17 protein-coding genes and 3 pseudogenes are annotated in these 19,124 nt (G+C 63.0%); 12 read left to right on the top strand and 8 right to left on the bottom strand.

The features are described from left to right. Positions 1-176 precede the first annotated feature (176 nt). The 9 genes and pseudogenes from GM909_RS25795 to GM909_RS14495 form a co-directional block, all read left to right on the top strand. Positions 177-653, top strand: a pseudogene (locus tag GM909_RS25795) (IS5 family transposase); the annotation flags it as partial. A gap of 39 nt (positions 654-692) precedes the next feature. Then, a pseudogene (locus tag GM909_RS14460) lies at positions 693-1,748 on the top strand (AsmA family protein); the annotation flags it as partial. Positions 1,749-2,024: 276 nt separating this feature from the next. Next, positions 2,025-2,162 carry a helix-turn-helix domain-containing protein gene (locus tag GM909_RS14465; RefSeq protein WP_157017401.1) on the top strand — a complete coding sequence of 46 codons (138 nt, stop codon included), beginning with the start codon at positions 2,025-2,027 and terminating at the stop codon, positions 2,160-2,162. Positions 2,163-2,318: 156 nt separating this feature from the next. Then, positions 2,319-3,539 (top strand): ATP-binding protein, encoded by a 1,221-nt coding sequence (locus GM909_RS14470; RefSeq protein WP_157017104.1) that lies wholly within the window; start codon positions 2,319-2,321, stop codon positions 3,537-3,539. A 139-nt stretch (positions 3,540-3,678) separates the two neighbouring features. Further along, positions 3,679-4,041, top strand: a complete 363-nt coding sequence (locus GM909_RS14475) for a recombinase family protein (protein WP_157017105.1) — start codon at positions 3,679-3,681, stop codon at positions 4,039-4,041. Between the two features lie 22 nt (positions 4,042-4,063). Beyond that, a complete protein-coding gene (locus GM909_RS14480; RefSeq protein WP_157017106.1) occupies positions 4,064-5,029 on the top strand; it encodes a 3'-5' exonuclease in 966 nt (321 codons plus the stop codon). A gap of 68 nt (positions 5,030-5,097) precedes the next feature. Continuing rightward, a complete protein-coding gene (locus GM909_RS14485) occupies positions 5,098-5,367 on the top strand; it encodes a YrrC family ATP-dependent DNA helicase (RefSeq protein WP_198174256.1) in 270 nt (89 codons plus the stop codon). 121 nt (positions 5,368-5,488) lie between these two features. Then, a complete protein-coding gene (locus tag GM909_RS14490) occupies positions 5,489-6,166 on the top strand; it encodes an IS5 family transposase (RefSeq protein WP_157017107.1) in 678 nt (225 codons plus the stop codon). Between the two features lie 345 nt (positions 6,167-6,511). Then, positions 6,512-7,423 (top strand): LysR family transcriptional regulator, encoded by a 912-nt coding sequence (locus GM909_RS14495; RefSeq protein WP_157017108.1) that lies wholly within the window; start codon positions 6,512-6,514, stop codon positions 7,421-7,423. A gap of 37 nt (positions 7,424-7,460) precedes the next feature. On the opposite strand, the gene GM909_RS14500 is transcribed toward GM909_RS14495, so the two are convergent. From GM909_RS14500 to GM909_RS14535, 8 genes are all read right to left on the bottom strand, one after another. Beyond that, positions 7,461-8,339 (bottom strand): TauD/TfdA dioxygenase family protein, encoded by an 879-nt coding sequence (locus GM909_RS14500; RefSeq protein WP_157017109.1) that lies wholly within the window; start codon positions 8,337-8,339, stop codon positions 7,461-7,463. A 20-nt stretch (positions 8,340-8,359) separates the two neighbouring features. Continuing rightward, positions 8,360-9,676 (bottom strand): FAD-dependent oxidoreductase, encoded by a 1,317-nt coding sequence (locus tag GM909_RS14505; RefSeq protein WP_157017110.1) that lies wholly within the window; start codon positions 9,674-9,676, stop codon positions 8,360-8,362. 33 nt (positions 9,677-9,709) lie between these two features. Next, positions 9,710-11,671: a TRAP transporter permease gene (locus tag GM909_RS14510; RefSeq protein ID WP_157017111.1), complete on the bottom strand. Its 1,962-nt coding sequence runs from the start codon at positions 11,669-11,671 to the stop codon at positions 9,710-9,712. An 84-nt stretch (positions 11,672-11,755) separates the two neighbouring features. Then, the gene (locus GM909_RS14515) at positions 11,756-12,916 is read right to left on the bottom strand and encodes a TAXI family TRAP transporter solute-binding subunit (protein WP_198174257.1); all 1,161 of its coding nucleotides are present in this window, start codon (positions 12,914-12,916) and stop codon (positions 11,756-11,758) included. Positions 12,917-13,059: 143 nt separating this feature from the next. Next, positions 13,060-13,473 carry an aconitase X swivel domain-containing protein gene (locus tag GM909_RS14520; RefSeq protein ID WP_235911902.1) on the bottom strand — a complete coding sequence of 138 codons (414 nt, stop codon included), beginning with the start codon at positions 13,471-13,473 and terminating at the stop codon, positions 13,060-13,062. Between the two features lie 23 nt (positions 13,474-13,496). Further along, positions 13,497-14,819, bottom strand: coding sequence for an aconitase X catalytic domain-containing protein (locus tag GM909_RS14525; protein WP_328600462.1), 1,323 nt, complete (start codon positions 14,817-14,819; stop codon positions 13,497-13,499). Between the two features lie 35 nt (positions 14,820-14,854). Continuing rightward, complete coding sequence (locus tag GM909_RS14530) at positions 14,855-15,445, bottom strand: hypothetical protein (RefSeq protein WP_157017115.1); 591 nt, start codon at positions 15,443-15,445, stop codon at positions 14,855-14,857. Between the two features lie 21 nt (positions 15,446-15,466). Then, positions 15,467-15,739: a hypothetical protein gene (locus tag GM909_RS14535; protein ID WP_157017116.1), complete on the bottom strand. Its 273-nt coding sequence runs from the start codon at positions 15,737-15,739 to the stop codon at positions 15,467-15,469. 680 nt (positions 15,740-16,419) lie between these two features. Here GM909_RS14535 and GM909_RS14540 point away from each other — a divergent pair. The 3 genes and pseudogenes from GM909_RS14540 to istB all read left to right on the top strand — a co-directional run. After that, positions 16,420-16,632, top strand: a pseudogene (locus tag GM909_RS14540) (DUF736 domain-containing protein); the annotation flags it as partial. A gap of 122 nt (positions 16,633-16,754) precedes the next feature. Further along, positions 16,755-18,251 carry an IS21 family transposase gene (istA, locus tag GM909_RS14545; RefSeq protein WP_157017118.1) on the top strand — a complete coding sequence of 499 codons (1,497 nt, stop codon included), beginning with the start codon at positions 16,755-16,757 and terminating at the stop codon, positions 18,249-18,251. Further along, positions 18,248-19,006: an IS21-like element helper ATPase IstB gene (gene istB, locus GM909_RS14550; protein ID WP_157017119.1), complete on the top strand. Its 759-nt coding sequence runs from the start codon at positions 18,248-18,250 to the stop codon at positions 19,004-19,006. Before istA ends, istB begins: the two co-directional genes overlap by 4 nt. Positions 19,007-19,124: the final 118 nt, after the last annotated feature.

Genomic DNA, 19,124 nt, shown 5'->3' on the forward strand with positions numbered 1-19,124 from the left:
ACATTGCCAGCGTCTCGGCACCAAGCATAAAAAGCCGTCGCACGGGGCTGTCACATTGTTTTGTCCGAGTTCAGCGCCAATGAGACAATTTCGGCTTAGAGCCCAACCGAAAATTATGTTGAGTGATTTCAGCAGGTTATGATTCTCTGCGGTTTGCGAAGACTACGGAGGATCAGATGGCCTGGACTGAAACCACTCGCGGTCAATATGACCGGAGACGCCTGCGCTATTCAAGTGATTGCACGGACGAGGAATGGGCGTTGATCGCACCGTTCATGCCGGCGCCGAGCAAGGTTGGCCGGCCGCGCAAATGGCGGATGCGCGAGGTCTGGGACGCGATCCAGTATATCGCGGCGGCAGGCTGTCGGTGGGCGATGCTTCCGAAGGACTTTCCGCCGTTCACGACGGTTCAGCACTATTTCTACCGGCTGCGCGACAGTGGCATGCTCGACATCATCAACGAAGCGCTGGTCATGTCGGCGCGCCTTCTGGCTGGTCGGGCGGCGGAACCAACGGCAGGGGTGATTGACAGCCAGAGCGTGAAGACCACGGAAAGCGGCGGGCCACGCGGCTTCGATGCGGGCAAGAAGATCAAGGGCCGCAAGCGCCATATCCTCACCGATACGCAGGGCAACATGCTGGGCGCGATGATCGGCTATGGCAAGGTGTTTGCCGGCCCGGTGACAACCACGCTTGTAGTGGCAGGCAGCAAAGCCGCACTGACCGTACCGCAAAGCCCGTTTTACGGCGGCACGATCGTGGCCGAGCTATCCGCCGACGCCTCCAGCGACGTTCCGGCCATAAAGCTGGATATGGCGATTGCCGACGCGGCTGCTGCATCGCTGCTTGACGATGCAACGGGGTTCAATCGCCTCGAGGGCAAGCTCGCGACGAACGTCGCCGTTTCGGGAGCGGGCAAAACCACAAAAATCCTCAGCCGCTCGCTCGGCGGCACGGCATCGGTGAAGTTCAGCGACGGCGCGGTACGCGGCATCGACATCGCGGAAGTCTACAACAACCTGGTCGGGCTCCTCGCCAGCGGCTTCAAGACGGACGAGAGCAAGAAGACGACATTCACCGAACTCAGCGCCTCCTTTGCCATCGACAAGGGTATTGCGCAGACCAACGACATCAGCCTGCTCGGCCCGCTGGTGCGAATGGACGGTACCGGCAAGATCGATCTTGCTGAGCAGACGCTTGCAATCAATCTGAACCCGCGGGTCGTTGCTTCGCTTTCCGGACAGGGCGGCGACATCGCGGCGGAGGGCATCGGTGTGCCGGTCATCGTCGACGGCTCGCTTTCGGCGCCGCGCATCTATCCTGATCTGAGCAAGCTGCTGCAAGACCCGAAAGGTGCGCTGGATATGCTGGATCGTCTCGGACTGCCTACCGGCAAGCTTGGTCTCGACAAGTTGCTTCCCGGTCAGACGGGAACTGGCGAGACCGGCAAGGGAGCAGCCGACCTCATCGGCGATCTGATCATGGGCGGTGGCGCGGATACGAGCATCAATTCGCCGGATGGCGATCGGCCTCGCGATGCTGGTGCTGCCGCCAAGGCGATCATTGGGGATATTCTTAAAGGCGGGACCACAAAAGCGGATCCTTCGCCGGACGCTTCGCCTGCCCAGGATGGGGACGGTCCCTCGACGGCAGCTGAGCCCAGTCAGGACTCTTCTACGCCACAAACTCTACCTGACGTTTCGAAGAATGCGGAAATCGACTCGCTTCTCGATCAGCTTCTGCGTTGACAGGTTGCCCATCGACGACCGTCGGGCCGCTTTAGTTGTCGACGAACTGATCCCCGGTTCACGTCGCCCCTTCGCTGCCAAGCGACGGTAGGTGGCTGACGGGACTGAACTGCGCCTTACGACCCGTAAGATCGACCTGGCCGATTCTCAGCGGCAACTGCTCGCCGAATTGAGGTTCTTCCGGTTCTCTGCCAGTTTGGCCAGTTGAGCCGTGAACCGGTTCCCGCTACCTCCTTCTATCACCATTGCGTCGAGCAATTCGCCCTCGCGCCCACGATGATCGCCAAGGTAGTGAAGGTGGCCCCTCGTGGCACGCTCAATCTGGTGTCCGAGGTCGGGGTGCGCGAGATAACGGGCTGGGGGCGGTATCGAGGGTGGGGGCTAATCAGATCTCGCTCGTTGGAGTGTTGCTGAAAGGGGAGGGGACGACGCGCAGGCTGGATCTCAGGAGAAGGGTTCACTGCCTACGTCTCGGTTTCAGATCACGGCGCTGTCACTTCCAATCATCGAGTTGTTGACTTCCAATTATCATTTCTTGTATTTCCAATCATCCGAGATTCGGAAAGTGATATGTATAAGCGATTCGTGGAGCGTCGGGCGGAGGAAGCCCTATCAGACACCCCGGTGGTCCTGGTCGTCGGACCGCGCCGGGCCGGCAAGACTACGCTTGTCCGGAACATGGGGGAAGCGGCCCGGACCTACATCACGCTCGACGATCAGACAGTCCTCGACGCCGCACAGTCCGATCCAGCCGGTTTCATTCGTGGCCTGGACCGGGCCATTATCGATGAAATACAGCGCGCGCCCGATTTGCTTCTGGCGATCAAGAAGACAGTGGACGAGGACTACCGCCCCGGCCGCTTCCTGCTGACTGGTTCCGCCAACGTGCTCACCTTGCCACGGGTCGCGGATAGCCTGGCTGGTCGTATGGAAACCATCCGCATGCTGCCGCTGGCGCGCGCCGAAATTGCAGGCACGACACCAACCTTCCTGGAGCGCCTGTTCGCGGGAAAACTGCAAGGTGATCGGGAGGCAGTTGTCGGCGATGATCTCGTCCGGCTCGTGCTGCTCGGGGGCTTTCCCGAGGCGATCCGTCGCGAGAGCGAACGGCGGCGGCAAGATTGGGCGCAGTCCTATCTGACGTCGGTTCTGACCCGCGACCTACGAGACATTGCTGAGATTGAAAAGCTGACCGAGTTGCCGAAATTCGTCCGGCTTCTGGCGGAACATTCGGGACAGTTGGTCAACTATTCGCAGTTCGGTGCCAGCATCAACGTTAGCCACAAGACGGGTCAGCGCTATGTCGCGCTGCTGGAGCAGGTCTTCCTCGTCTCGACATTGCAGCCTTGGTACACGAACGCGTTGAAGCGGATCGCCAAGACGTCAAAGCTGCATTTCCTCGACACCGGACTGCTGGCCATGGCACGTGGATTAAGCTTCGATCGGGTGAAGGCGGACCGCGGCGCGTTTGGTGCCCTTCTGGAAAGCTTCGCGTTTTCCGAAGTGCTTAAGCTCATGACGACGACGGATCTACGACTGACGCCTTATCATTTCCGCGACCAACAAATGCATGAGGTGGACATCGTATTGGAGCGTGATGACGGCATGATCGTGGGAATCGAGGTCAAGGCATCCGCGACGGTCAAGTCCGGCGATTTTGCTGGACTACGGACCCTGGCCGAGGCATGCAAGGATAGGTTTGCCTACGGCGTCGTGCTTTATGACAGCACCGATTTCGTGCCATTCGGCGACAGACTGGCTGCGGCGCCATTGTCGTGTTTGTGGAACTGAGAACCGTGCAACAATCGGCAACATCGTCCCGTATGAGACGCGGCTCTCCAATCGAGCCTGCTTTGGGATGGGCCTATCTGTCGCGAGAGGCGCTGGCGTGCCAAGGCGCAGATGGACGGAGAACCTTTGGGCGTGAGCAATGAGTGTCGCCTTCCGTTCCCTGATGGTACAGACGGATAAGACCACGTCACAGGGGAAACTGCTGTTTTCCATCTTCGGCGCATTGGCCCAGTATGAGCGATCTCTGACCCGGGAGCGGGTGGTCGCGGCTCTTGCTGCGGCCAAGCGGCGGGGCAGACGGGGAGGGCGGCCGCCTGCGCTTGATCAGGATAAGATCGACCAGATCATCGCGGCGCTTGAATGGGGCGCCAGCAAGGCTGCCGTCTGCCGAACCTTTTCCGTCGCGCGATCCACGCTGATCGATACGCTGGCCAGGGTCGGATGGACCGGCCTTGCTGGCAAGACGGCCGCGACAGCGAAGCGGGGGAGGGTTGCGGCATGAAGGCGGTATCCCCCAGTTCGACTTGTTCGATGAGGCTCCCGGCTACGGGGAGGTGCCGCGTCCTGCACCAAAGAAGCGGAGGGCCGCCGCCGTTCAGGATTCTCCGATCTGGAACGCTGAGGAGGCAGCACAACGATTGGAAGAGAGCGGTGACTACAAGGTGCTGCGTAAACTTGTTCCTCGCCTGATCATCCCCCGGAGCGAAAGCCGCCATCCCAACCTTGCAGTTCTGATCGATACCGAGACCACAGGCCTCCACCACGCCCGGGACGAGGTCATCGAGATCGGCGCAGTTGCCTTCACATATGACAATGAGGGCTTCGTTGGTGACGTGGTCGGCATCTACAGCGGCCTGCGCCAGCCTTCTGCGCCAATCCCGCCCGAAATCACCCGGCTCACCGGTATCACCGACGAGATGGTGGCGGGGCAGGCGATCGATATCGCAACCCTCGACGCCCTGATCGAGCCCGCTGACCTCATCATTGCGCACAATGCCGGATTCGATCGTCCTTTCTGCGAGAAGCTGTCGCCGTCTTTCGTACCGAAGGCCTGGGCCTGCTCGGTCTCGGAGATTGGGTGGGCTGATCTCGGCTTCGAGGGTAACAAGCTTGGCTATCTCGTCAGCCAGTCCGGTCTCTTCCATGAAGGCCATCGCGCTGCGGACGATTGCCATGCGCTCCTCGAAGTTCTAGCACGGCCAACAGGCGAGGGGGCGGCCGTTCCCTTCGCGGAGTTGTTGCAATCCAGCCGCCGCTCGAAAGTCCGTATTTTCGCGGAGAATGCGCCCTTCGACATGAAAGACCACCTGAAGGGCAGGGGGTATCGATGGTCGGACGGCAACGACGGACGGCCGAAGGCTTGGTGGGTCGAGGTCGATGAAGACCTTTACGATGACGAGCTCCGCTATCTCCGGACCGATATCTACGGCTGGGACGAGGCCGAGCCCTTGACAATGCGGCTCACCGCGCATGATCGGTTTCGGGCATGACGGATGAGCGCCCACATCAATGCCGGACTCAGCGATAAGGGCAAATCGCCGCTTCAATGCAACTGGCGATGAAACCCAGGCCCGCTGAAATCTCCACTGATGTCCTCGCCGGTCTGGTTGAGCGTGTGACCTTCCATAACGAGGAGAACGGATTTGCGGTCCTTCGCCTCAACGCGCGCGGCAAGCGGGATCTTGTCACAGTCGTCGGCCACGAGGCCATCATCTCGGCTGGCGGATTCATCCAGGCGAGCGGCGACTGGAATAACGACTGGCCAGCCACGGCGCGAGCCCTCGACCGTGCCAGCGACGACAACTGCACGCTCATCATCGAGCGGTAGCCGCTGTCGACCCGCTCGATCTCGCGGGTGACGAGGCCATAGGACACATAGGAAGGACGTTGTTGCAGGGATAGGCCGTTGGCGGGTAGTGAGGACTTGCACGTCTGACAGGATCGCCTGAATGCCGCATAAGTTCAATGACGCGCGCCGCCATGTGTTTCCCAAGCGGTGCTACCGGGTGACGAACTGGGCGGAGTACAACGAAGCTCTTCGCCGTCGTGGGGATCTGACGATCTGGGTTGAGGACGGCGTGGCCGATTTATGGTCGGCGCCACGCCGCCTGGCGCGGGGCGGTCAGGCGCGGTATTCGGATCTGGCGATCGAGATTTGCCCGACCCTGCGGCTCGTAATCGGCCTGCCACTGCGACAGACGCAAGGCTTTGTGCGCTCCATCGCGCGGCTGACTGACTCCTCCATTTCGGCGCCGTGTTTCTCGACTTTATCGCGCCGAGGCGTGGGCTTGAATACAGGCGTCAGGAAGCGCTCGCCGGCCGATGAGCCTGTGCATCTGGTGGTGGACAGCACAGACCTGAAAGTCTTTGGCGCGGGTGAATGGCTCGAGGAAAAGCACGAGACCAGAAGGAAACGCCGCTCCTGGCGCAAGCTTCACCTTGGGCTCGACCTTCTCAGCGGTGAGATCCTCTGTGCCGATCTGACGCTGGAACGCATCGGCGACACCACAGTGCTTCCGGAACTTCTGGGCCAGATCGACGCGCCCGTCGCCCGGTTCATTGCCGACGGCGCCTATGACGGAGCACCCGTCAGCGATCTTGTTGAAGCGCGGTTTGGCGACCAGTAGAATTTATCATCCCTCCGCCGAAGAACGCTGTCCCGAGCGCCGACGCGGCGCAGTCCCCGACCTCGCGGGACCGTCATATCGACATTATGGTAACCCAAGGCACTGGAATACAAGTACGGCGTGAGATCACGCCGCTGTTGGCGCAAATTGCATCTGACTCTGGACGCGCCGGTCGCGACGTAGGATACACGCCGTCAAGTTGACAATGCCTGCAGCGGAAGGCCTGATGCTGGTGGGAACAGGGAGTGAGGATTGCGATGGCGCAGCCGCAGCCAAGGAGCGCCGCAAGAGCTGAGGGGCTGGGCCAGTGGGCCGTAGCAGGGTCGATCTCGTGATAGAGCGACCATGACCCTGCTTGTGGACATCAAGGCCTTTCTGGCCACAGCACGCAACGGCAGTTTCTCGGCCGCGGCGCGCGAGATCGGTCTGGCGCCTTCGGTGGTGACAAAGCGGGTGGGGCGGCTGGAGGATCATCTCGGTATCCAGCTTTTCGTGCGCTCGACCCGAATGCTGGTGATGACCTCCGATGCGGATCGGCTACGCCCGCGCCTGCAACTGCATATCAGCCAGCTCGAGGAGACGCTCGCGGGCGGGCAGGCGCCGGAGCACGGCATTGCGGGACATCTGCGCATCAAGGCGCCGACGACCCTTGGCACGCTGTTCGCCGGGCGCTCGATCGCGCGGTTCCAGGCGGAAAACCCGGCAGTAACGACCGACCTGATGCTGATCGACCGCTCGGTAAATCCGCTGGAAGAGGGCTTCGACATCGCGCTGGGCGCGCTTCCGCAGAGCTATGCAAGCGTGGTCGAGGTACCGCTCTGCCCCTATCCGCGGGTGCTGGTGGCGACGCCCGAGTATCTCGAGCAGAACGGAGTACCGCAGGCGCCGGGCGACCTGGTGGCCCATCGCTGCATCGTCTACGTCGCGGCGGGGATCACCTGGTTCTTCGAGAGTGCAAGCGGGCCGCTCTCGGTGACGGTGAACCCGGTTTTCACGGTGAACGATTCGCGGCTGCTGCACTTCGCGGCGCGTCACCACATCGGAATCGCGGTGGCGCCGGCCTTCCTCGTACAGGATGAGGTTGCTGACGGACGCATGGTGCACCTGTTGCCGGATTACCCGGTGGCGCCGCTCTGGTTCAAGGCGATGGTGCCCTCCAACAAGATGCACCGCCCGGACGTGGCAGCCCTGCTGGCGCGCCTCAAGGCGGATTTCGAGATCCCGCCGTGGGAAATAGACCCTGTTCCGGCACTTTGAGACAGCGGGAGTAACCCCGCTGCCCCGCCGGAACCGATCAGGACGCCAGTGAAAGCTCCGGGGCCCTATCATCCAGCGTCGTGGTGCGGCGCAACTCGCGCGGCTCGTCGAGATCGAAGCGGCGGCCGCGGTGGAGCGTGGCGCGGTTGTCCCAGATCACGGTGTCGCCGGTGTGCCACTGGTGGCGGTGGATGAACTGCGGGCTGGTCGCATGTTCCAGCAGGTCGGCAAGCAGCATCCGGCCCTCGGGCACCGTCAGGTCCGAGACCTGCCGGGCGTGGACGCCGATGAAAAGATGCTTGCGCCCGGTGGCCGGGTTGACCCTGACGATAGGCCACCAGGCGGGCTGGATCGCGGCCTTCTGCGCCTCATCATAGCTGTCGTCGCCCAGAAGGAAACGGGAGTGTAGCGCATAATGCTCGGCCTCCCTGCCGTCGAGGAAATCCTTGGTCCGGTCGTCCAGCGCATCGTAGGCGGCCTTGAGATCGGCGAATTCGGTATCGCCGCCCCATGACGGGTTCACCACTGAATGCAGCATGGAGTATTTAGCCGCCGGTTTCTGGAACGAGCTGTCGGAGTGCCACATCTGGTTGGCGATGTTGTTGAGGATCCGCTTGTCAGTGCGAGCGGCGGGCTTGCCGTCCTTGCCGAGATTGGAGATATCGCCCACCTCTGCCTCGGCGAGGCGGGCATTCTGGGCGACGACCTTCTTGAAGCCGATGTCGAGAGGGCCGAACTGGCGGGTGAAGGCGAGTTGCTCCTCGGTGCTCATCGGCTGGTCGCGGATGATGACGAGGGAATGCCCGTCCATAAGCGCGTCGATCCCGGCGATCTGGTCGGGTGTGAGCGGTTTCGTCACATCGAGCCCACCGGTGATTTCGACGCCGAAGGCGCCGTCGATTGCTTTGTGTTCCATGGTGTCCTCCTTGTTTTCTATCAGGGTGCCACGCCGTCGGTCCGGGTGAGATTGTCGGAGAGGCGGGATTGCAGGGCGGCGATGTCGATCTGGTGAACCGAGCCGGAGCCGGCGAGATCGAGCGCCTGGGCGGCGGCCATACCCTGCGCCATGCAGGGACCCATGACGCGCACGGAACTGAGCGCGGCGGGATCACCGTCGATACAGCGGCCCACCGCGACGAGATTGTCGGCCTCGGGCGAGATCATCGAGCCGAAGGGCACGTAGTGGGTGTGGTTCTCGTCGAAGGTTTCCCAGACGAAACCCTCGGGGGCATTGTGCAGCTCGATCGGCCAGGCGGTGCGGGCGATGGCGTCGTGGAACTTCTTCTGACCGACGACCTCATCGACCACGAGATGATGCGCACCCTTGATCCAGCGGGTCTGGCGGATACCGGGGAAGCCGTAGGAGCGCACCCGCATGTTGCCGAAGAAATCGGGGTATTCATCGCGCAGGAGCCGGATGCCGCGATCCACCTGCTCCTTGCCGATCTGGCCCATGCGGGAGGCCTCTATCGGGTCGAGCGGGGTTTCGAGGTGGGTCATGTTGAGCACCGCCACGTCCTTGTCAGGGAAGTAGAAGGCGATGCCGCCGTGGCGGATCAGGCCGTATTTCTCCGCCTTCTGGGCGATCCGCTCGGAGAGTTCATCCCGCTCGGGCTGGTGCGCGTCGAGATTGAGCCCCTCGACCACGACCTGCTGGGTTCCATAGACCTTTTCGTCCGGCTCGCGACACTGCAACCCGGCCAGGTAGGCCAGCGCGGCATCGCCCGAGCAATCGGCGAAACTCTCGGCGCGGATCGTCACGTCGCCGTAGCGGGTGACGAGCTTCACCGCCTTAATGCGGCGGCCTTCGCGCTCGACCTCGCGCAGGATCGCGCCCGTCACCGGGATCACGCCTGCCGCATCGAGCGATGTCTCGACCCAGCGCGACAGGGCGATCTCATTGTAATGCACCACCGTCGTCATCGGGCCGTGGCGGTAGAAGCAGGCGTCGTTCGCTTCAAGATAGGCGAGCATCTCGTCAGCGATCCCGAAAGTGAAGCGGTGACCATGGGTGCCGTTCCGGTAGAGGCCGCAAAAGGTGCCGATGATCGAGTGGACGGCCTGACCGCCCAGCGCGGGCATCCCGTCGACGATGGCGACCATCTTGCCCAGCCTGGCGGCTTCCAGCGCTGTGGTGGTGCCGGAAATCCCTGCCCCGATCACGCAGAGATCGACCTCCAGCTCGCGGTGCAGGATGGCGCCGTCGTGGCGGACGATGGTGGTTTCCGGATTGATCGGACGGCCGTAGGACATGTGGTAGACTCCGTTGGGTCTTGCTGGGCGTGGTCAGGTGGCGGTGGTCGGGGCGCGGCTGGTGGCAGTGCGGGCCCCGAGAGCAATCAGGGCAACGGCGATCAAAAGGCCGACGCTGGTGCTCTTCCACTCCGGAAAGCCGATCAGCAGGCCGCAGGCAAAGAGGGGTAGCCGCGCCCAGTTTGCCATACGCCCACGGAAGGGCATGTGACCTTCGGAGGCGGCGGCGATGAGGATCACGGCGAGCACGTTGAGCAAGGTCCAGATTACGGTGAGGTGGAAGGGGCCCTGAAAGATCAGCGCGGGTTCGAAGAGGAAGAAGATCGGCACGAAGTAGAGCACGATGCCGAGCCGCGCGGCGTGCATCGAGGTTTTGATTGGGTCACTGTCGGAGATGCGCGAGGCGAGGAAGGCCGCCAGCGCCACCGGCGGGGTGATCGCGGCGAGGGAGGCGTAGTAGGCAATGAAGAGGTGGATCGCGAGGGTATTCAGCCCGGCGATCTGCTCCAGCGCGGGGGCCAGTGTAAGCGCCAGCATCAGGTATGCGGCGACGATCATGCCGAGCATCCCGAAGATCAGGCAGACGCCGATACCGATAGCCAGCACCGGCACCAGCCCATCTCCGCCCATCCGCACGAGGCTCGCGGCGATGACCGGCGCCACGCCGGTGGCCATCAACCCGCCGAGGATGAAACTGGTGGGCAGCAGCAGGCCCATGGTCTGGCTCAGCAGCTTGGAGATCTGATAAAACAGGTCGGGGATGCGGGACACCTTGATGCGCAGGCGCGGGTGCAGGGTGGTCAGAACCAGCAGCAGGGCGGAGGCATAGAAGGGCGTAAGCCGCTCCCAGCGCATGAACACGAGACCCCAGACGAGGAAGACCAGCACCACGAGGAATGGCCATCCGTCCTTGAGCACGGCGCGGACCCTCGGGAGATCGGCGCGTTTGAGACCCTTGAGGCCGTGGCGCGCGGAGAAGCCATCGACGTGACAGTAGAGGCCAAAATAGTAGAGCAGCGAGGGGATCAGCGCCGCCATGACGATGACGCGGTACTCGGTGTTGGTGAAATCGGCCATGATGAAGGCGACGGCGCCCATGACGGGCGGCATCAGCATGCCGCCGGTCGAGGCGCAGGCTTCGAGCGCGCCGGCGTAATGGCCGGGGAAGCCCGCCTTCTTCATCGAGGGGATGGTCACCGAGCCAGTGGAGACGACGTTACCGAAGATCGAGCCGGAGAGGGAGCCGAAGAAGCCCGAGGCCAGCACCGAGACCTTGGCCGGGCCGCCGCGGGAAGTGCCCATCAATGCCATGGCGAGCTGAAGGAAGAAATCCGCCGCGCCGGTGGCGACCATGAGGGCGGCGAGGATCAGAAAGCCAATAATCAGTTCGCCGACGACCCGGGTGACAACACCCAGCATCGCATCGCCGGAAAACACGTTGAAGGCGATGGTGCGCGGCAGCGAAGTGGGCGGGCCCCAGAGGATACCGGGCATGTATTCGGCGTAGACTGGGTAGAGCGCCAGGGCCACGACGATGGCGAGGAAGACATAGCCGCCCGAGCGGCGAGCGGCGTCCAGAACCAGCACGAAGATCGCAGCGGCGATCCAGAGCTGCCAGGGGGCCTTCACCGGAACCCAGGTGCCGAACACCAGGCTTCGGGCATGCCATGCCATCAGAAGGGTCAAAAGGCAGATGGCGAGCGCGGGCAGGTAGCTGGCCCATGTGACGCGTGCCTCGCCCTTCCAGGCGGGCAACAGCAGGTAGGCGACGGGCAGGTAGGCAGCCATCAGCAGGAAATAGTAGGTCAGATCCAGCATGGGGATAAGGGCGAAGATGTAGCTGACCGAAAGGGCCACGCCCGCGGCGGACATCAGCAGGATCACGCCACGCAGCCAGCCGGGCATGGAGGTCCAGCGATCCTCGGCACGGTCACGGAAGCTTTCGGGAACGGTGGCAGCGGCGGCGGCGTGAACTGATGTAATTTCGGCGCTCATGTCATGCCCCTAGGCCAATTGGCCGGTCGAATTGGCGGGAAGGGGCCCGCATGCGTCCGGAACGGCAGCACGCGCGCCCGGAGATCATTCGATGGCGAGGACCATTTCGCCGTAGGAGAGCTTCCCCCCGGCGGCCTCGCGCTTGGCCTTCCAGAGCTCGGCAAATTCCGCGCTGTCCGGCGAGATATCGATGCCCTTCTCCTTGGCCTCGTCGAGGGTTTGCTGCCAGAGCGCCACGCGGGTTTGCGCCAGCTCCACCAGCTTGTCCTGCCGGGCCTGAAAGGTATCAGTCCAGACGCCTTTTTCCTTCAGGTAGCGGATGGCACCTGCGTGCAGGGGCTGAAGGGCGCCGACCTTGAGGAACGTCTCCAGGCTGGCCATGGACATCATCGGGGCGTGGGTAAAATCGTCCTTGAAGTCCTCGTAGTGCTCATCGAGCCACTTGGTGAGCTTGTAGACGAACTCCGGGTCCGCATCGGCGCGCACGTGGTTGGCCTGGAAGGCGTGATCCATGTTGAGCCCCATGGCGCTGGGCACGCCGGAGGAGACCTCGGCGGGTACGTAGCCGGGTTGGATCGCGCGGTAGCGGGCGAAAGCCTCGGGATCGGCGTCCTTCGGGGGTAGGGGCAGCCAGCGCAGCCCGCTTGGGTTGGCCTCGGCCTCGTAGCTTGTGCCGGAGAGCGGCGAGGTGAAGGCCACGTCGGCGCGACCCTCGACCACGATCCGGGTGTTGGCACCGTAGTTGCCGACCTCGATCAGCTCCACATCGTCGCGGCCGAGACCGCGGTAGGCCAGCAGCGCATTGACGCCGGAGACCAGGAAGGAAGAGGAGGGCGAATAGGCGATCCGGGTGCCGGGGCCGATATCCTTGAAGCTCTCGATCTCGCTGTCGCCGCGCACCATGTAGCCCCATGGGGTGATCATGTTCATCACCGCGACGCGGGTATCTGCCGGGCCGGCCTGGGCGGTGGCGAAGCCTTCCTTGGCGTCCATCTGGTCGAAGTAGTCGCTGGCCTGAAGCATAGAAATGTCGCCCTCGCCCGTGGCGAGCCATTCCGCGCGGGCATAGCCATTGGGGGCAGGCAGGACGCGGGCGCGGCTCGCCGTCTGGGCGGAGAATTCCGAGGTCCAGGCGACGCCGAGGGAATGGTTCGCCGTGCCCACGATGGGGGTGACGACTGTGAAATAATCGGGCCATTCGTGGTCCTGGGCCGCCGCAACTGCGGCGGCGAGGCCGAGGCTCACGGACAGGGCCCCCCCTGCGAGCATCCTTTGTGCAAACCTGCGCATCTGGTCGTCCTCCTCCTTGGGTTTTCGGACGGGTCCGGCCCGCCTCGTTGGATCCCCGGCGCGGGCTTCTCCTCCTGCGCCGGGGCCGTCTTACATCCTCATGTCATGGCCTTTGTGATCGTGACGGTTGCGGCCTCCGCATCGACCTCCACCCTGTCGCCGGTTTCGATCAGCTCGAAGGGGTCACCATCGAGATCGGTGATCGCGGGCACGCGGGTGACCACGGCGCCGAGGGCGATCTTGGTGGTCATCCGAGTGAAGATCATCGCCGCGGGGGCGGTGCCGTTGAGCCGGCACATGTGGAAATAGGCGGACCAGCCGGACGAGCCCTTGGCGCCGGGAAAGACCAGCACCTTGCCGGCGAAGCTCTGACCGTGCAGCTCGTGGTGCAGTTCGATCACCGAGCCGTCGCGCTCGCTGATGCCACCCCAACCGGAGATGGTCTGCGAGGTCACGAGAGCTTCGCCCGTGGCGTGCCCCCCAACGACCTTGCGCCCACGAAGTGTGATCACGCGAGGGTTCTGCTCTGTCACGGTCATCGCACCACCCCCAGCCATTCGCCCGCCACAGCACTGTCGACGCACTGCCGGACCGAGCCGAACCAGCCCTGTACCTTGGCTATGGCGGGCAGGTAATGAGCCTGCTTGGCGCTGTCCGTGGCGATGACGCGCACGCCCTTGGGCAGGCGGCGGGAGATCGAGGGGCAGGTGTCGGACATGACCTCGCCCCCGGCGGCCCGGATGACGTCGGTATAGCCGGAACGGTCCGCGATCTGGCGCAGGGCGCGGGGGGTATGGACCCAGAGCGCGGTGTCGGGGTGAATGCGACGGCCCTCCAGCAACTCGGCCACCAGCGACATCTGCTCAATCGAATTGTGCGGGCAGCCGAGCATGACGAAATCGAGCTTGCGGTCGGTAGCGTTTTGCAGCCGTTCCCAAGTGCGCCGCTTTTCGGCCGCGCCGAAGCAGATGGCCTCGGGCTTTGCGCTGGTGCCGAAGGCGGCCTCCATCGTGGGGGCTTCCGGCGTGATGCCCGGCATGTGATAGATCTCAACTCCGCCGGAAGAGGCCGCCGCCGCGCCGAAATGCTTGAGCTTCATCAAGTTAGGCTGGTGGGTGAGGCGCTCGAAGGCGGGGCGGTTCTCTTCCACCGCGAAGCCAGTGAAATAGCCGAGCACGCCCCAGTCGGCCATATCGTCCACCTCGGCTTCGACCCGGATCAGCCGGTTGGCGTGGCGGTTTTCCGGCAGGTGCAGGCCCCAGTAGGGGATACGCCCGGTGAGGGCGGCTGCGCCGGTGCTTTCCTTGCCCTCGACATTGGTGCGCGCGCCGAGCACCGAGTTGCAGTAGATCACAGCCGAGCTTTCCATCCAAGCGCAGTGCTCTCCCTGCACCGGTACGTTGCCGACCTGGTATGGGGTGCAGGTGCACATCATGTTCACGCCGCGCTGGCCAAGATACTTCTCTGACTGGCGCTGCATCTCGGTGAGTGCCGGATCAGCCCCCTGAAGGGCGGAATTCTCCATGTCGATCCCGGTGATGAGCTGGCAGGTGGGTACCGCCATGCGGGGGATCTCGATGGTATCGTCGCTGTCGAGGTTGAGCTCTGAAAAGACCCGGTCAAACCCGTCTTCCGCGAGATGGCGCACCGAGGGGGTCGAGGCATTGAAGGCGCCAGCTACATTGCGGGTTTCCACCAGCCGTTCGGCATCGAGCGCCTCGCCGTAGCGAATGAGGAGATCCATCGAACGTGCGACGGCGGGGCCATTGGCGCCGTCTCGCATCGCTTTTTCATCTTCGGTTAGTCGCATATCTCCTCCCCAGAAGCGCGTCCGTAGAGGGACGCTAACCGGGTTCATCTTTCTTGATAAGGGAGAGTTTCGAGTATCAGCTTTCACGAATCGAGAAAGATAGTTCGGAACAAAGGCGCCGCAAATGAAACGGTAAGCGCAGAAAGCCGACGCCTCGTGTTCTGCGGGTGAACCAGACCGAATTCATATCCGTCCGGGACGATCTCGAAAGAACCCGCCTCGTCCGACAACACGAAACTCGGATGGAAGGCAAGGGAATGCCGGCAGCGCTTGCACGCCTCTACCGTCGTTTCCAGCATCACCGCCGGTGCGGCAGGCACAGCCCGCGCGGTACGGATCAGCCTGCCGATCGCATTGCCTTCCGGGAAATCGATCGCGATCGTCAGGCTGGCCTCTGTCGCCTCGGCAAGAGGCCAATCATGCTCCGATGGATACCCATGGATTACCAGATCTTCGGGTTGCAGGTCGGTGTCCGGCGTGGTCGGCAGCATGCCCGCTGCCATAGGGCATACAGACGAACTCGCCGTGAGATCAACGCCGGGATTGGCGGCGGCGGGATCGAATTGCAGACAAGCCTGATCGACCGCAATTTGTGGTGGAGTGGTGGATCCTTCTGAAATTCCCGCCCGATAACGGCTGAACGTTGATGCAGCGGTTTGCCGTTCTCCCGGCACGAAACCTTCTTAGTGCCGCCGTCATTCGCCCCTGCGGCGCCGGGTGCCGCCATCATCATTGGGGTTGACCGTGCCTTCTGACGACAGATCTGGCAAAATCCTGGCAGTCGGGCCGGCATTTTGCCTGTCTTGCGGCGTTACGCGTTCGGCTGGCGCCGTTTCGCGTTGGTCAGCCGCGGCTGGGTATTTGCCAGTCGCTGGCTGTTCGGGCCAGATCGATGCCTTGGGCTTTTCGGCAAGCTGCTTGCTGCGCCGTTTGATCTCGACCTTGAAGGGCCGGGCAGGGGTTTTCATGATGTTGCTCGCTGCCGCGATAGGCGATTTGATTTCCCGCGTCCTTTGATGCCGACATCTGTTGGGTCACAACACTCCGTCAAGGCTCTTCTGCGACGAGACGGCGGACAGATTATTGCTTCTCACAAGACTGGCGGACGCTGTTGTAGCGGCGCGCCTGACGAGGGCCTGCTTAAATGTGCAGCCGGCGGATCGCATTTGCAAGAGCCGAGGCCCGCAATCACAGCGACTGGCGCAGGACATAGCCGGTCGCAGCCGGCGATCGGGGAGCCAGCCACTTCGGCGGGTCGATTTTTCTGCTCGATGCCTGCCCTGATGAATGCGAGTTCTGTAACGGGCAGAGTCCACAAAACTGCCACGGGCTACGGTGCAGAAGGCGAGCTGCCATTGCATATCGGTTTTCGCCGCGCTCTGTCACGGGTGCCATGAGGCGACCTGCACTGTCATCGATGCGGCAGTATTGTCCCGATCAAGATTGCATGGGTGACCATATGCCCGTCTCCGTGATCGGCCGCTTCGAAGATCATTCCCGCTTTGTGTCACCCTTGTAGAAGACCGCCCGCCTCATGCCGCCAACCCCGCAAGGGGGTTCCCCTCGGCTTTGCTCGGTGACGGCGGCGCGCGGTCCCCTCCTTTGGCTCCATCGGGAACGGTCCCGAGCAACCGAAGGAGACAATAAAATGGCCACCTCAATCGCAACCCTCACCGTGAAGAACGACGGCACGCTCGAAGGGGTGCTTGCAACGCTCAGCATCAACGCCCCGATCGCCATCGTCCCCAACGCCATGAAGGTGAATGACGACGCCCCGGACTTCCGCGTCATCGTACGACGCAGCGGCTTCGAACTTGGTGCCGGCTGGAATCGCATCTCCAGGCAGACCGGCGAGGAATACTGAGAGCGGCGGTGCAAAATTCGTCCACGGTAGCGGCGGGATAGTCCCGCAGCGGGCGGCGTAAAAGTCGTCCACCTATTTTCCTTCTGCAACGCATGCAGGAGGGTCAGGGGATCTATACCGTGGAATTGTATCTGAAGGTCCGTCTGGCGTGCTCGGAAGGGATGACGCAGCGCGCGGCGGCGAAGCATTTCAACATATCGCGCGACAGCGTGCGCAAGATGCTGTCGTATTCGACCCCGCCCGGCTATCGGCGTCAGTCGCCGATCCGGCGACCGAAGCTGGATGCGTTTGTTGCGACCATCGAGGGGTGGCTGGATGAGGACCAGAAGGTTCCACGCAAGCAGCGCCATACGGCCAAGCGGGTTTTTGATCGGCTTCGCGAGGAGTGCGGGTTCACCGGCGGCTACACGATCATCAAGGATTACATGCGCGAGCGCGCGCAGCGCCGCCAGGAGGTGTTTGTTCCGCTGTCGCATCCGCCCGGCCATGCGCAGGCCGATTTCGGGGAAGCGTCGGTCGTCATTGGTGGGGTGGAATGCAAGGCGCGTTTCTTCGTGCTCGACCTGCCGCACAGCGACGGCTGCTATGTACGGGCCTATCCGGCGGCTGTGGCTGAGGCCTGGGTCGATGGCCACATCCATGCATTCGCTTTCTTCGGGGCCGTGCCGCAGTCGATCGTCTACGACAACGACCGCTGCCTTGTGGCCAAGATCCTGGCCGATGGCACGCGCAAACGGGCGACGCTGTTCAGCGGCTTCCTGTCCCACTACCTGATCCGCGACCGCTATGGCCGTCCAGGCAAGGGCAATGACAAGGGAAGTGTCGAGGGGCTTGTCGGCTATGCCCGCCGCAACTTCATGGTTCCGATCCCGCAGTTCGCGACATGGGAGGCGTTCAACGTCTGGCTGGAGGAGCAATGCCGCAAACGCCAGCGTGACAGGCTGCGCGGCGAGAGCGAGACGATCGGAGAACGGCTGCAGCGCGATCTCGCCGCCATGCGCCCGTTGCCGGCTTCGCCCTTCGATGCCTGCGACCAGGTCAGCGCAAAGGTGACGGCTCAGGCGCTGGTGCGCTACAAGACCAACGACTATTCGGTCCCGGTCGCCTTCGGGCATCAGGATGTATGGGTCCGGGGCTATGTCGACGAGGTGGTGATCGGCTGCCGCGGCGAGATCATTGCCCGCCATCCCCGTAGCTGGGATCGGGAAGATGTCATCTTCGACCCGCTGCATTACCTGCCGCTGATCGAGCAGAAGATCAATGCGTTGGACCAGGCCGCACCATTACAAGGCTGGGACCTGCCCGGGGAGTTCGCCACGCTGCGCCGCCTGATGGAGGCGCGCATGGCAAAGCATGGCCGGCGCGAGTATGTGCAGGTGTTGCGCCTGCTGGAAAGCTTCGAGCTGGCCGATCTGCATGCAGCGGTGAAGCAGGCCCTTCAAATCGGGGCGATCGGCTTCGACGCGGTCAAACATCTCATCCTATGCCGGGTGGAGCGCCGACCACCGCGACTGGATCTGTCCATCTACCCGTACCTGCCAAGGGCGAATGTCGAGAAGACTTCGGCGAAGGCCTACATGCGCCTTTTGTCGAGCAATGCGGGAGAGGCGGCATGAGCACCGAAGCACCCGAGATCCTGCTTTCCCACACTCTCAAAACCCTCAAGCTGCCGACCTTCCAGCGCGAGTATCAGAAACTGGCCCGGCAATGCGCCACCGAGGGCGTGGATCACACCGGATACCTCGCTCGCCTTGCCGAAAGGGAGATGATTGAGAGGGATCGCCGCAAGGTCGAGCGCCGCATCAAGGCGGCAAGATTCCCGGTCGTCAAAAGTCTCGACAGCTTCGACTTCGCCGCCATCCCGAAGTTGAACAAGATGCAGGTCCTTGAGCTCGCCCGTTGCGAATGGATCGAACGGCGCGAGAACGTCATCGCGCTCGGCCCCAGCGGCACGGGCAAGACCCATGTCGCGCTTGGACTTGGCCTGGCCGCCTGCCAGAAGGGGCTCTCCGTCGGCTTCATCACGGCCGCGGCATTGGTCAGCGAGATGATGGAGGCCCGCGACGAGCGGCGTCTGTTGCGGTTTCAGAAGCAGATGGCCTCCTGTCAGCTGCTGATCATCGATGAGCTGGGCTTCGTGCCTCTCTCCAAGACCGGCGCGGAGTTGCTGTTCGAGCTGATCTCGCAACGTTACGAACGCGGAGCCACCCTGATCACCAGCAACCTGCCTTTTGACGAATGGACGGAAACGCTGGGATCCGAACGTCTGACCGGCGCCCTGCTCGACCGCATCACCCACCACGTCAACATCCTCGAGATGAACGGCGAAAGCTACCGTCTCGCCCAAAGCCGCGCTCGAAAGGCAGGCTGAAACCCCTCACAAAAACGCCGACGCCGCAAGCGGGAAACTCTGCTCGGGCTACGCCCTCCCGGCGTTCCCCGCTTGCGGCGCCAAGTGGCCTGCTTTTGCGCCGCCCAATGGCCGACTT

This window comes from Mesorhizobium xinjiangense, from assembly GCF_009749525.1.
Lineage (GTDB): Bacteria > Pseudomonadota > Alphaproteobacteria > Rhizobiales > Rhizobiaceae > Mangrovimarina > Mangrovimarina xinjiangensis.

Coding starts and splice junctions, on each gene's coding strand:
- GM909_RS14465 (WP_157017401.1), top strand. CDS start 2,025: ATGATCGCCAAGGTAGTGAAGGTGGCCCCTCGTGGCACGCTCAATCTG.
- GM909_RS14470 (WP_157017104.1), top strand. CDS start 2,319: ATGTATAAGCGATTCGTGGAGCGTCGGGCGGAGGAAGCCCTATCAGAC.
- GM909_RS14475 (WP_157017105.1), top strand. CDS start 3,679: ATGAGTGTCGCCTTCCGTTCCCTGATGGTACAGACGGATAAGACCACG.
- GM909_RS14485 (WP_198174256.1), top strand. CDS start 5,098: ATGAAACCCAGGCCCGCTGAAATCTCCACTGATGTCCTCGCCGGTCTG.
- GM909_RS14490 (WP_157017107.1), top strand. CDS start 5,489: ATGCCGCATAAGTTCAATGACGCGCGCCGCCATGTGTTTCCCAAGCGG.
- GM909_RS14495 (WP_157017108.1), top strand. CDS start 6,512: ATGACCCTGCTTGTGGACATCAAGGCCTTTCTGGCCACAGCACGCAAC.
- GM909_RS14500 (WP_157017109.1), bottom strand. CDS start 8,339: ATGGAACACAAAGCAATCGACGGCGCCTTCGGCGTCGAAATCACCGGT.
- GM909_RS14505 (WP_157017110.1), bottom strand. CDS start 9,676: ATGTCCTACGGCCGTCCGATCAATCCGGAAACCACCATCGTCCGCCAC.
- GM909_RS14510 (WP_157017111.1), bottom strand. CDS start 11,671: ATGAGCGCCGAAATTACATCAGTTCACGCCGCCGCCGCTGCCACCGTT.
- GM909_RS14525 (WP_328600462.1), bottom strand. CDS start 14,819: ATGAACCCGGTTAGCGTCCCTCTACGGACGCGCTTCTGGGGAGGAGAT.
- GM909_RS14535 (WP_157017116.1), bottom strand. CDS start 15,739: ATGAAAACCCCTGCCCGGCCCTTCAAGGTCGAGATCAAACGGCGCAGC.
- istB (WP_157017119.1), top strand. CDS start 18,248: ATGAGCACCGAAGCACCCGAGATCCTGCTTTCCCACACTCTCAAAACC.